Annotated in this window: 10 protein-coding genes; 4 read left to right on the top strand and 6 right to left on the bottom strand. The window is 41.5% G+C overall.

What is annotated here, in order from left to right; all coding sequences use genetic code 11:
• The first annotated feature begins 203 nt into the window (after positions 1-203).
• On the top strand, positions 204-1,475 hold the full coding sequence (locus tag G8D99_RS11650) for a GGDEF domain-containing protein (RefSeq protein WP_166326097.1): 1,272 nt from the start codon (positions 204-206) through the stop codon (positions 1,473-1,475).
• A gap of 50 nt (positions 1,476-1,525) precedes the next feature.
• On the opposite strand, the gene G8D99_RS11645 is transcribed toward G8D99_RS11650, so the two are convergent.
• Entirely contained in the window at positions 1,526-2,404 is an 879-nt protein-coding gene (locus G8D99_RS11645; RefSeq protein WP_166326094.1) for a GGDEF domain-containing protein, read from the bottom strand.
• A 21-nt stretch (positions 2,405-2,425) separates the two neighbouring features.
• Positions 2,426-2,704, bottom strand: a complete 279-nt coding sequence (locus G8D99_RS11640) for a hypothetical protein (RefSeq protein ID WP_166326091.1) — start codon at positions 2,702-2,704, stop codon at positions 2,426-2,428.
• Positions 2,705-3,046: 342 nt separating this feature from the next.
• On the opposite strand from G8D99_RS11640, the gene def reads away from it, so the two are divergent.
• Positions 3,047-3,523, top strand: coding sequence for a peptide deformylase (gene def / locus G8D99_RS11635; RefSeq protein ID WP_166326088.1), 477 nt, complete (start codon positions 3,047-3,049; stop codon positions 3,521-3,523).
• A 213-nt stretch (positions 3,524-3,736) separates the two neighbouring features.
• Positions 3,737-4,924 (top strand): GGDEF domain-containing protein, encoded by a 1,188-nt coding sequence (locus G8D99_RS11630; RefSeq protein ID WP_166326085.1) that lies wholly within the window; start codon positions 3,737-3,739, stop codon positions 4,922-4,924.
• Positions 4,925-4,989: 65 nt separating this feature from the next.
• On the opposite strand, the gene G8D99_RS11625 is transcribed toward G8D99_RS11630, so the two are convergent.
• Both G8D99_RS11625 and dhaK read right to left on the bottom strand, forming a co-directional pair.
• Positions 4,990-5,346, bottom strand: coding sequence for a lysozyme inhibitor LprI family protein (locus G8D99_RS11625; RefSeq protein ID WP_227554323.1), 357 nt, complete (start codon positions 5,344-5,346; stop codon positions 4,990-4,992).
• Positions 5,347-5,537: 191 nt separating this feature from the next.
• The gene (gene dhaK, locus G8D99_RS11620) at positions 5,538-7,268 is read right to left on the bottom strand and encodes a dihydroxyacetone kinase subunit DhaK (protein ID WP_166326082.1); all 1,731 of its coding nucleotides are present in this window, start codon (positions 7,266-7,268) and stop codon (positions 5,538-5,540) included.
• Between the two features lie 343 nt (positions 7,269-7,611).
• Between dhaK and G8D99_RS11615 the strand changes: the two genes are divergently transcribed.
• The gene (locus G8D99_RS11615; protein ID WP_166326079.1) at positions 7,612-7,974 is read left to right on the top strand and encodes an endonuclease domain-containing protein; all 363 of its coding nucleotides are present in this window, start codon (positions 7,612-7,614) and stop codon (positions 7,972-7,974) included.
• Positions 7,975-8,114: 140 nt separating this feature from the next.
• Here the strand turns inward: G8D99_RS11615 and G8D99_RS11610 are convergent, their stop codons facing one another.
• Together G8D99_RS11610 and metH are read right to left on the bottom strand one after the other, a co-directional pair.
• Positions 8,115-8,918, bottom strand: coding sequence for a TIGR02391 family protein (locus tag G8D99_RS11610; protein WP_166326076.1), 804 nt, complete (start codon positions 8,916-8,918; stop codon positions 8,115-8,117).
• A gap of 226 nt (positions 8,919-9,144) precedes the next feature.
• Positions 9,145-12,837: a methionine synthase gene (metH, locus tag G8D99_RS11605; protein ID WP_166326073.1), complete on the bottom strand. Its 3,693-nt coding sequence runs from the start codon at positions 12,835-12,837 to the stop codon at positions 9,145-9,147.
• Positions 12,838-12,946 lie beyond the last annotated feature (109 nt).

The following is a 12,946-nucleotide window of genomic DNA, read 5'->3' as shown; positions in this document are numbered from 1 at the left end:
AGATAAAAAGTTAAAAGTTTTATTCATTTTTGAGCAGTGTTGAAATACGCTATGCTATAGTCGATTTTATGAACAACGGATATGTTCAAATCATTTCACTGACATTAAAAAAATTTAGAGAGTAATCGATTCATATTATGAGCAATGCATGGTTTTTCAGGACGAATGAACGCATAAAAAACTTTATGGATTCGAGCGTAATCATGCAGTGGGACAACATCCGCAAAAGTATTTTGATTTTGTTGATGGGCGGCGTGTATTACAGTTTTTGGGTGATTTGGCTGCTTTTCAGCTTTTATACGCCCTCCTTAAATCATTGGATTAATCCGCAGTACTTTGGCCTTTATTTAACGGTCTTTGTGGTCGGGACATGTTTATATTTTGGCTTGACCTATCTCACCTATCGCTTGCAACAGCATGCTTTGATTCAGCGGTATATGCCTTATTTTGCCGTGGCCTATCTGGGTTCGACACTACTTTTGGCCGGATATAGCATCGGGATCTCAAGTCCTGCAACCATTGCAGGCTACATTAATTTGGTGACAGTCGGCTTAGTTTTGCATGAACGCAAAATGATTTATCTGACCTTTATTCCGATTACTGTGGCGTTGTTGGCGGTCATTTTTTTGTGTTCCAATGGCACCTTTGCGCATGCACCGATTTTTAGTGCGGAACTGAATCAACAAGTGTTATATGAGAATCCATACTGGGTATTCAGTATGATGTTCTTATATATTCCGATCTTTTTTGCCAGCTTGGGGTTATTTGAAATTTTGCTGACCCAGTGGCGTAACCGTGAACAATTGATTAATGAGATTAGTCGTAAAGACCCACTGACCGGCATCGATAACCGACGCAGTATTGGACAAAGCTTACAACAAATTGAAGCACAACAACTGCCTTATGCGGTGGCATTGCTGGATTTGGATTTTTTTAAAAAGATCAATGATGATTTTGGGCATGAAGCCGGTGATGCGGTGCTGATAGAAGTTGCAAAAATTTTAAAAGATCAGATTCAAGGCTTAGCTGCTGATGTCGAGCCGATGCAATTTAAACCATTACCGTCTAATTCTGAAGACTCGAACCGTTTAACTCAATCTAAAGCCCCATCCATGCAAAAACGCAAATTGAGTGTAACGCTACAACATGCGAGAACACAGCACTTAATACAAGACTTGGTGGGTCGTTATGGGGGCGAAGAATTTATTTTGATTTTTGTTGATAAAAGCTTGGAGTATGTGTTGAAAATGACCGAAGCATGTCGTCAAGCGATTCAACAGGCCAGTATTGAAACCCAAGAAGGGCGTCCACTTCAATTCAGCGCCAGTTTTGGTGTGGCCTTTTCTCAGCAAGGCATGGCCAAAGAAGATACGATTCGCAGAGCAGATCAAGCCTTATATCAAGCCAAGCATCAGGGACGTAATCAGGTGTTGTGTTACAACAGTTCAATGACGCTGTTAACGCAAGAGATTTAAACAGCGCAGGCGTACAGGATCATGTAACCGCTTTGAATCACATCTGATGTTCAAGGCTTAAGCGTATTCAAAGTTTTTAATTGAGATTGCAGTTGCCACTGAACTTTATTGCGACCAAATTTTTTGGCTTGATACAGCAATAAATCCGCATTTTGCTTGGCTTGAGCAATATCATCATAATGTTTAAAAAAGCTCACACCAAAACTCACCGTCATATAAATGTTTTGCTGTTCAATCTGTAAGGGTGTCATTTCAACAACGGTTCGAATCCGTTCTGCCACAGTGAGGGCAAAACCTTCATGCACATCGTGCAATAAAATCAGAAATTCTTCACCACCGATTCGGGCAATCTCATCGGACTTACGCACGGCTTTATTCATCATCTGCGCGATATGCTTTAATGCAGCATCTCCTACGGCATGACCATATTGATCATTAACCTGTTTAAAATGATCGATATCACACAGGATAATGGCATGCTGCTTGTGGCCGTTTTCAAGCTTAAGTCGTTCAATATGTTCGTCCAAAGCACGGCGGTTGATTAAGCCAGTCAGCGGGTCTAAATTGCGTTCACGAGAAAGCCGAATTAAGGTGTCTTGAATCGAACAACTGATGAAAATGGTGATCATCACAATAGCGAAAAAGAGCATCAAAAATTGGGTTAATGCCCAAATCAGATCACGTTGTTCAATCCATGAGATTTGATTGTAAATCAGTACCATATACACGGCACGCAGCACAATCGCAAAGATCATGCCATATAGACTGATTTTCAATAGGGTATCGAGAAAATGGGAAGATTTTGACTGCACCAAGTCAACTAGGTTATTGCAGCACAGTAACACTGAACAAATCGCCACGATGCTCAGCCGAACATCCAAATTCGGCTCAACCCAACAGTAATAAGTTAGGATTAACTCACTGATCACTAAGGTCGTGAGTACAAAGCGTCAATGGGTGGCTATACCGAGTCTAAGATAGACGGCATGTGCGGTACACAGCACTGAAATAAAAAACAGAAAACAGTTCAGTGGGGCAAAACGATAAATATCGCTCGGTAGAACAATGGTTTGTAAAATTTGCACACAGACAGAGACAAAAATCGCTGCGGCAAACCATTTCATATAATTAGAAATTTTATTGAGAAAAGCTAAAACGAACAGAATCCCCGCAATCACCATTAAAAAAATGGGAATCAGCAAACTAAAATAATTTACTTGTGCGGTCATGAGCGCCTATAACAAAAACTGTATGCCAGAATTTTAACATGCTCAAGCGATAAGCAATATCTTGATTTATTTTTAAATAGGAAGATGCATGGGTAGCGAGGTATGTTGCAGTTTCAAAACTTTCATTTGAATGATGCTTATCGGTGTTTATTGATGTGTATATGAAAATAAATCAGTTTAAAATTCAAGCATTCGGATTTAAGCTAAAACATTCAAAACGCTGAGTATTAAAAACGCTGAGCTTTAAAAATCCTAGCAGTAACGCCTATTACCATCAAAGCCGATAAGCATTAAAAACCATCTCCACTCAGACAAACACATATATACAAAGGAAGATCAAGCATGACAATTTTAGCGGTCGCGCAACGCGGCGAAGCAGTACTTGGCATTGTGGCTGCTCCGGTCAGCGAACATGAGTTTGGCAGTGCATGGTTAAATACATTGGCAGATGCAATGCAGGACACCATGTTGGAACGTAATGGCGTGGGCATTGCTGCACCACAGGTCTATGTGTCTAAGCGAGTGATTATAGTGGCATCGCGTCCCAATATTCGTTATCCGGACGCACCCGATATGGATGCCGTGGTGATGGTCAATCCGGAAATTGTGTTTGCATCTGAACAGACTATATTGGGGGAAGAGGGCTGTTTGAGTGTGCCGAACGAACGTGGAGATGTGGCGCGCGCTGAACGGATTAAGGTGCGTTATTACACTTTAAATGGTGAAGTGGTTGAAACGTCTTTTCAGGGTTTTCCTGCACGGATTGTGCAACACGAAGTCGATCATTTAAATGGAATCTTGTTTGTAGAACGCTTATAAGCAGTCCTAAAGATCAAAGTTGGGATGAGTTAAGATTTTCTAAATTTTTATATTAGAACAGGATAAATCAACATAATCATAGATTTAGTGTTGGATTTTTCAGCAAAGATAATGCTATACATAAAAGGATAAAAATCATGCCTGAGTAAGGCATGGGGTATTTCCCTGAAATAATTTTGCCGAAAATAATTGATATAAACCTTAGCCGATAATATGAAAATAATGCAGCGACTGATCCATAAAATAAAACAGGCATGGGCACAAATCCGCTTTCATTTATTTGAAACCGACAATGTGCTGATTTATTGGCCTGATTTTAATAAAGGGATTTTGTTACTGCTGTTTGCTCTGCTGACGGTGTGCGGACATTTGTCATGGTACGTGATTAATTACCATTCTGAAAACCGCATTTGGCTGAGTGAAAGTTATCATGACTACCGGATGTTCACCACTTACTGTCAGATCGCACTCACCAGTCTAATCCTCATCATTTCTCTGACTTTTAAGCGATTTAAAACGTTCCGCACATTCATGGGATGGTTTATTCCGCTGTATTTTGGCCTATTGCTCATTTACTCGGCGCATACTGTGGGCATTTATAGTCCTGCCGCTATGGCGGGTGTGGTCAATATTTTATTGATTGGCTTTGTGTTTTATCAACCCAAAGTGATTTATAGCATCGCGGTGATTGTGGCGGTGGTCTTGGTAGGGATTGGTTATTTGACCTCGATTGATGCGATTTCCTATGCTCCGTTATTCAGTGAACGTTTAAACAACAGTGAGTTTTATAAAAATTCATTTTGGATGAACAGTATGCTGATTTTGTATATCCCGATTCTGATGATTTCTGCTTTATTTTTTGAAATTTTACTAAGGCAATGGCGCCGTCGTGAACGCAAGATTGAAACCTTAAGTCAAATTGATGGGCTGACCAATGTGTATAACCGCCGTTATAGCACAGATTATGCTGAACACTTACAGTATAAAAAGAAACTACCTTATGCGTTGGTGATTTTAGATTTAGATTATTTTAAAAAAATTAATGACAATTATGGGCATGATATTGGCGATGAAGTGTTAAGACGTGTCGCACAGGTGCTAAAAGCCCATGTACGAGGCAATGACATCGTCGGACGTTTTGGGGGAGAGGAATTTGTATTGATTTTGCCTGAACAAAATTTAGCAGATGCAATGGAAGTAGCTGAACGCTGTCGTCAAGCCATTGAAATGGAGCAGATTCACTTAGCAGATGGAACCCTTTTAAAAGTGAGCGCTAGTTTTGGTGTTGCTTTGTCAGACTCAGGCAAGCATTTGGAGGATATCGCTAAAGTTGCCGATCAAGCGTTGTATCTGTCTAAAAATAAAGGGCGTAATACTGTCAGTCATTATTTGGAAGTTTAAAAATAATACGACTCGATCGGGCGAAGTAAGTTAGACCAGAGCGTGTTTAAGACTTAACTGATGATTTATTGGAAACCTTTAAGTTCTCGTATTCGATCCTGTATCAATTCAGCATTGCATGAAAGATTGATTAATTTAGACCCTGCACCTAATGATTCGCGTGCAATATAGGCTTGTAGTTGATCGCAATGGCTGTTTTTATATTGAAGCCAATCCTTTTGAGCGTGTTCTAAAATAGTTTTTCCTTCACTGTCTGGCGCGCTATAGAGCTTTTGATACGTCTGATTGAGTTGGCTTTTACTGCTTTTGAGTTCTTTCTCATAGCAGGCAATATCATCATAAACATTGGCATTTTTACATTCAGCCAAAGCCCATGGGCTTAAAGAAAGTAGAGCAAGTGCAAAGATTATTTTTTTCATCATGAGTTCATCATTGTTGTGATTTTGATGGTGATTTATTTAAGCATAACTCAGCGACTTAAATATATTACTGAAATGAGCATCTATCTGCGGGAAAGCGTGAGACCTGATCAGACATTCAAAATTGTTGAGCATAAAAAAGCACCGAACGGATTCGATGCTTTTGATTTTAAAATCTAAACCTCAAATACAGCTTATTTGATGTGTTCTGACAGATCAGTGAAGATCACACCTAAACCGTGCGCACCTGCATCTGGATAGCCTAAGCTACGATCACCCACTGTACCTGCACGACCCATACGTGCCACAATGTCTTTGGTTGACTCCGCACCCTGAACTGCAGCTTTTGCACCTAAAGCAAAGTTTTCTTTAAAGCTCTTGTCGGTGTTGGCAGACCAAGAATCTGCACATGGTACAAGCGCATCGATCAGGGTTTTATCACCGACCACAGCACCACGACCAAATGAACGTTCACCCGTCACTTGAATGCCTTTCACCGCAGCTTGAAGCATCTCTGCAAAATCTGCCACGCTTAAAGTATGTTTACCTTTGATCGCTTTGCTTGCTGCACGGAACGCTGAACCCCAGATTGGACCTGAAGCCCCGCCACAGTGTTCCATAATGATCATAGAAGAATTAAGTAAAAACTCATCCATGCTTTCTGCTTGAACCAATTCTTGCCATTGGCGTTTAAGCTGTTTAAAGCCTTTTGCCACGCTCATACCGAAGTCGCCGTCACCTGCATGTGCGTCAAGATCACAGAATGGGACTTCATTACGAATAATGCACGCAGACATCACATCGACCGCATAACGCATATTTTCAATGGTGAACTGTTCGTTGGCGATGTGTGCATGTTCAGCACGTGTTTCCACATCGGTCATTACGCCTTGTTCAGCTTGCGCATTTTGTGCCGTAAGTTCTAAGGGTAGAGCCGCTGAACCATCCATTTTAAAGGCAGGGGTATTGGCTTCTGCATCTAAGAACGTTTTCAGTTCATCATCCAATGCCAATAACGATACCGATGCACCGTTCATGTCGATACTGGTCATGTAGTTACCGACGAAAGTACGGTAAATTTTGATGCCTTTGGCTGCAAGATGTTGGCAGACATCATGGTTAAACACATACAGCTCTTGAAGAGGGGTTGTACCAAAACCATTGACCAATACAGCCACTTCTTTCATGTCTGGACGGTCAAGGAACAAGTCATCGATGATGCGCTGAGCCAATTCTTTTGATGGCAAGATTTTTTCGCGACGGATACCTGGTTCGCCGTGGATACCCACGCCGTATTCCATTTCGTTATCTGCCAATGTAAATGTAGGCGTACCCTTCGCAGGAACGGTACATGAAGTATAAGCAAAACCAAGGCTAATCACATTGTCTGCGGCTTTTTGTGCAACTGCTTTAACGCGAGCTAAGTCTAGACCTTGAGTCGCTGCTGCACCGGCAATCTTGTGTACAAATACAGTACCTGCAACACCACGACGACCCACAGTATAAAGGCTGTCTTTAACGGCAATGTCATCTGCGACTTTGACATAGTCCACTTGAATGCCATCATCGGTTGCAAGCGCTGCACCATTCTGGAAATTCATCATATCGCCAGAATAGTTTTTAATGATCATCAACACGCCTTTGTCTGTCGCCACTTGTTTAAGCGCTTTATAGACTTGGATTTGTGATGGTGAAGCAAACACGTCGCCACATACAGCAGCATCGAGCATACCTGTACCGACAAAGCCTGCATGAGCAGGTTCGTGACCGCTACCACCACCACTGATGAGGGCTACGTTTTGGTGTTTTTGTTTACGTGAAATGATTTTATAAGATGGGTTAAACGCCAACTCTGGATGTGCCAGTACAAAGCCTTTGCACATTTCGACTACGATGTTTTCAGCATCGTTCATTAGTTTTTTCATGGAAACACCAACACGGGTAATTTGGGAGAATACTGAGTCAACCGGTATTATATCGTCATTTAGTCTAAGAATGAGTAGAAAAATTGATAAGGTGGGGTTTTTGGTCTTTGGCTAAATTTTTTCTAATAGAGAATAGAAACTTCAAAACGTTTTTGATTCTTTAAAAAGTTGTGGGTATTGTAGATTTGAATACAAAATAAATTTTCATAAAGAACCTCCCTAAGTCCCCCTTTTGCAAAGGGGGACTTCACGCGAATTTGATGGCAGTTTGGGATTCGAGACGTTCCTCCCTTTCTTAAAGGGAGGTTAGGAGGGATTAAAAAATAAATTAGTAGAATAAAGAATGAAACCTTACAATAAAAACTTAAAACAAGCTTCACGTGATTTACGCAACAATATGACCGATGCTGAAAAGCTGTTATGGTCAAGACTGCGTAATAAGCAAATATTGGGTTTGCAGTTTTATCGACAAAAACCAATTTTGAATTACATTGTGGATTTTTACTGTCCTGCTGCCAATTTAGTGATTGAGTGTGATGGTGGTCAGCACTTTACTGAAGAAGGTTTAGAAGCAGATCGGATTCGAGATGAAGCTTTGGCTCAGTTAGGTTTAAACGTATTGAGATTTGATAATGGGCAGGTGATGGGACAAATTGGTGATGTGGTGGAAGTGATTCATCGGTTTTGTCTTCAGGAATCCCCCTAAGTCCCCCTTTGATAAAGGGAGACTACTTTCCGCGAATTTTATTGTGGTTGTGGATTCACATAGTTTCACCCTTTTTTAAAGGAAGGTAAGGAGGGATTATCAATTCCCTTCGTGAATTTTGCGGGCTTCTTCTGCTTTATCTAGCTTTCGATGTATTGATGTATTAATGAAATCATTGATAATGTGTCAAGAGCATCTTGTTCTTCGATATTCCATTTAATTTTTGGAACATGTGGAGTAGTATTGCGGAAAGTTCCAAATACACCTTTAAGTAAATTCATGAAGCCTTTCTGTTCGCTTTCTTCGCTTTCTTCGCTTTCAGTAGTAAGTCTATTTAATGCTAGATAAGGAATTTTAGCTTTATAACTAAAGGCTTGATCAACTAATTCAGCTCCATCACTTGTTAATTTAGTTTTTAATCTAATTTTTTCAGCAATACTTTTAGTTGCTTCGAATACTGCATGAAAGTAGTTATCTACAAGCAATTCTGCTTTACATAATGCTAAGACATCGGGGTGTATTTTTCTATCCAATAATGCTTTTCTTAAATTTTGTGCTCTTGCTTCAGCTTCATCAAAGGTCTGAACTTTGTCTGCTTGCTTGAGTTCGCCACTTTCAGTTAGTGATAAACCTTCAAATGATAAAACATAATTCAGTTCATTGCGTATATTTTCAAACCATTCTTTTCTATGGATGTGTCGTGAAGGACGTATAACATATCTAATAAAATTTAAGACATTATTGGAACAGCGATCTTCAGTTTGTTTAGAGTATAGAGCATCATATAAGCGCTTCCATTTTGTTGAATTTAATTGAAGATCTTTGATATTACATTCAACTAGATACTTGGTAATTTCTGTCCCAGAAAGCCCATTATTAGTTTCACCTAAAATTTTACAGATACTTTCTAGGCTTCCTAAATCTAAACTTTTTATTATTGCCATTTTTCAATCTTAAATTTTATAGATTTAAGCATTTTAAATATTCATTTTATTTATAGCAATTTAATCCCTCCCAACCTCCCTTTAAAAAAGGGAGGAGCTGTCACGTAATTCATTTGATACGAGAAAGTCCCCCTTTGTTAAAGGGGGATTTAGGGGGATTTAGGAGGATTCAAAAATAAAAATCCCCTCAATCGAGGGGATTTTTCTTATCAAAACTAGGTGATTCTTAAGAAATCGAATCATCCAAATTCGGCGCTAACCAACGTTTCGCCTCATCCAATGTCCAACCTTTACGTTTCGCATAATCCTCAAGCTGATCTTGCGCGATTTTACCCACGTTAAAGTATTCAGACTCAGGGTTGCTGTAATAGAAACCGCTGACACTTGATGGTGGCCACATTGCAAAACTTGAGGTCAACTGCGTGCCAATCTGATTGGTCGAATCCAACCAACTAAACAATGTCGCTTTTTCAGAATGCTCAGGACATGCAGGATAGCCCGGTGCAGGACGAATACCAACATACTTCTCTTTAATCAATTCCTCATTCGACAACTGTTCATCGGCTTGGTAGCCCCAGAATTCTTTACGAATACGTTCATGCAAATGCTCGGCAAAGGCTTCAGCAAAACGGTCACCCAAAGACTGCACCAAAATCGCAGAATAGTCATCACCTTTGGCTTTAAACTCATTCGCCATTTCTTCTGCACCAAAGATCGATACAGTGAAACCGCCCAAGAAGTCTTCTGCTTGTTCAGGCTTCGCCACAAAGTCAGCCAAAGACAAATTGGCTTTACCGGTAATTTTGTCAGACTGCTGACGAACATGTTCAAAGGTATGCGTTACAGTTGAACGAGAAGTATCACTATAAACAGCAATGGTATCTGCACCGACACGGTTAGCAGGTGAGATACCAAATACCGCACGGGCATCGAAGCGTTTGTTGTCAATAATGTCTTTTAACATTGCTTGCGCTTGATTATACAAATCCGTTGCAGCTTCACCCACCACATGATCTTTTAGAATCGCAGGGAATTTGCCCGCCAAACTCCAAGAAATAAAGAATGGTGTCCAGTCGAAATACGGCACTAAGGTTTCAAGTGGGTAATGGGTCAGGACTTCACGACCCAACAGATTGGGTACAGTAGGCGCATTGGCACTGAAATCAATCTGCTTACCATTTTCAACCGATTCAGCATAAGACAACTTCGCCGCTTTCGGTTGTTTGTTGGCAACACGGGTACGTACTTTTTCATATTCCGCACGGGTATCTTCGATAAACTTCGGCTTCATCTCAGGCGAAAGAAGAGTGGTTGCTACACCCACAGCACGAGACGCATCGGCGACATAAATCACCGCATCATTTGAATATTGCGGATCAATCTTCACTGCGGTATGCGCTTTAGAGGTGGTTGCACCGCCAATCATCAGTGGAATGTTAAAGCCTTTACGTTGCATTTCTTTGGCAACAAACACCATTTCATCCAATGAAGGAGTAATCAAACCCGACAAACCAATGATATCGACTTTCTCATCAATCGCAGTTTGCAAGATTTTCTCAGCAGGCACCATCACGCCAAGGTCAACGATGTCATAGCCGTTACAGCCCAGCACCACACCGACAATGTTTTTACCAATGTCGTGCACGTCGCCTTTCACCGTTGCCATCAAGATTTTACCCTTAGACTGACCTGCAGTTTTTTCAGCTTCGATGTACGGGTTGAGCCAAGCCACCGCTTGTTTCATTACTCGGGCAGATTTCACCACTTGCGGTAAGAACATTTTGCCTGAACCGAACAAGTCACCGACCACATTCATGCCGTCCATTAAAGGACCTTCAATCACATCTAGTGGACGTTTCGATTTTAAACGCGCTTCTTCAGTGTCTTCATCAATAAAAGTGGTAATGCCTTTGACCAAAGCATATTCAAGACGTTTTTCGACTGACTCATTGCGCCATTCTAAGTTTTCGACGGCTTTTTGCGCACCGCTTTGACCTCGGTATTGTTCGGCCACTTCAAGCAGTTTTTCAGTCGCATCTTGACCGGATTCGCCTTGGTTTTGGTTCAGCACCACATCTTCAACGGCAGCTTTTAGTTCCGCAGGAATATCATCATAAATCGCCATTTGACCGGCGTTGACAATCCCCATGGTCATCCCTTGCTGAATCGCATGGTACAAGAACACCGAGTGAATCGCTTCACGTACCGGTTCATTACCACGGAACGAGAACGACACATTTGACACACCGCCTGAAATCATCGCATGCGGTAGGTTTTGTTTAATCCAACCAGTGGCTTCAATGAAATCCACCGCATAGTTGTTGTGTTCTTCAATCCCCGTTGCAATCGCAAACACGTTCGGGTCAAAAATAATATCTTCAGCAGGGAAGCCCACTTCATTGACCAAAATGTCATAAGAACGCTTACAGATTTCACGCTTACGTGCTGCTGTGTCTGCCTGACCATCTTCATCAAACGCCATCACAATGATTGCAGCGCCGTACTGACGACATAAACGGGCACGTTCAACAAACTCGTCATAACCCTCTTTGAGAGAAATCGAGTTGACGACCGCTTTACCTTGGACACATTTCAAGCCTGCTTCAATGATTTCCCATTTTGAAGAGTCAATCATGATCGGTACACGAGAAATATCAGGCTCAGACGCAACAAGATTCAAAAAGTGCACCATTGCCCCTTGTGAATCGAGCATGCCTTCATCCATGTTGATGTCGATGATCTGCGCACCGGCTTCAACCTGTTGCTGCGCCACTTCAAGTGCTTCAGCAAAGTTTTCTTCACGAATCAGGCGTAAGAACTTTTTAGAACCAGTGACGTTAGTCCGTTCACCGACATTCACAAATAATGAATCTTGGGTAATGTTAAACGGTTCTAAACCACTTAAACGACAGGCAGGGGCAATCTCTGGAATTTGACGCGGTTTAATGTCTTTAACCGCATTGTAAATCGCGCGAATATGATCTGGGGTGGTACCACAACAACCACCGGTGATATTGATCAAACCACTTTCAGCAAACTCTTTTAAGAATGCTGCGGTTTGTTCAGGCGTTTCATCATAACCACCAAAGGCATTCGGTAATCCGGCATTTGGATGCGCTGACACAAACGTATTGGCAACATCAGACACGGTTTTGACGTGTGGACGCATGGCATCTGCACCCAAGGCACAGTTAAAGCCAATTGAGAGTAGGTCACCGTGACGCACTGAGTTCCAGAATGCTTCAGCGGTTTGACCAGTTAAAGTACGACCTGAAGCATCGGTAATGGTGCCTGAAATCATCAGCGGTAATTCATAGCCGATTTCGTTAAACACTTGCTTGACTGCAAAAATCGCCGCTTTACAGTTCAAGGTATCGAAAACCGTTTCGATCAGGAGAATATCTGCACCGCCTTCAATCAGGGCATGCGCAGCTTCAATATAGTTTTCTTTGAGTTCATCAAAGCTAATGTTACGAAAAGCGGGGTCATTCACATTTGGTGAAATCGAACAGGTACGAGACGTTGGCCCAAGCACACCTGCCACAAAACGTGGTTTTTCAGGGGTTGAATATTTTTCACAGGCTGCTTTGGCAATACGTGCTGCTTCACGGTTGATTTCCGTAACCAAATCTTCCATGTGGTAATCCGACATCGAAACACGGGTACCGTTAAAGCTGTTGGTTTCAATAATGTCAGCACCGGCATCGAGGTAAGCTTCATGAATGCCTTGAATAATCTGTGGTTGCGTCAATACCAAGAGGTCGTTATTGCCTTTAAGGTCAGATGCCCAGTCTGCGAAACGCTCACCACGATAATCCGCTTCTTCTAATTTGTGACGTTGGATCATGGTACCCATCGCACCATCAATGATCAGGATACGTTGGGAGAGAAGCTCTCTCAGGGTGTTCAATGTGGACATTCAAACTTTCTCAGCAGGAATTAAAACGTAAGTAATATTAGCAGAATTAATGACTTTTTTTTGCCAAGGTTCTTCAGAATGATACATAAGCAAGATATGAAAATTTGAT

Origin of the sequence: Acinetobacter lanii, assembly GCF_011578285.1 — a bacterium.
Classification (GTDB): domain Bacteria; phylum Pseudomonadota; class Gammaproteobacteria; order Pseudomonadales; family Moraxellaceae; genus Acinetobacter; species Acinetobacter lanii.
Note: the sequence above shows the minus strand (reverse complement) of the source record. Positions and strands in the feature narration are given on the sequence as shown.